This is a genomic window from Grimontia sp. AD028, from assembly GCF_000973155.1.
GTDB classification, from domain to species: domain Bacteria; phylum Pseudomonadota; class Gammaproteobacteria; order Enterobacterales; family Vibrionaceae; genus Enterovibrio; species Enterovibrio indicus.
In genome coordinates, this window is record NZ_LASY01000212.1 from 1 (window position 1) to 281 (window position 281).

The following is a 281-nucleotide window of genomic DNA, read 5'->3' on the forward strand; positions in this document are numbered from 1 at the left end:
CACTTTCGATACATCGCCACAGCGGTGGATCACAAAAATCTGTTCCCCCTTAGTTCAGTCGGTAGAACGGCGGACTGTTAATCCGTATGTCGCAAGTTCAAGTCTTGCAGGGGGAGCCACTTTTTAGATGATTGGTTTTCGAACGAGTCATCGGTTTGTCGAAGTATCGCTTCGCGATTTGTCGCAAGCCTAGGCGGCCCCGTTAAGTCTTACAGAGGAGCCACTTTCGATACATCGCCGCGGCGGTGAATCACAAAAATCTGTTCCCCCTTAGTTCAGTC

1 tRNA gene is annotated in these 281 nt (G+C 50.2%); it reads left to right on the forward strand.

What is annotated here, in order from left to right:
• Positions 1 to 43: 43 nt before the first annotated feature.
• Positions 44 to 119 (forward strand) — tRNA-Asn (locus tag RN22_RS24360).
• Positions 120 to 281: the final 162 nt, after the last annotated feature.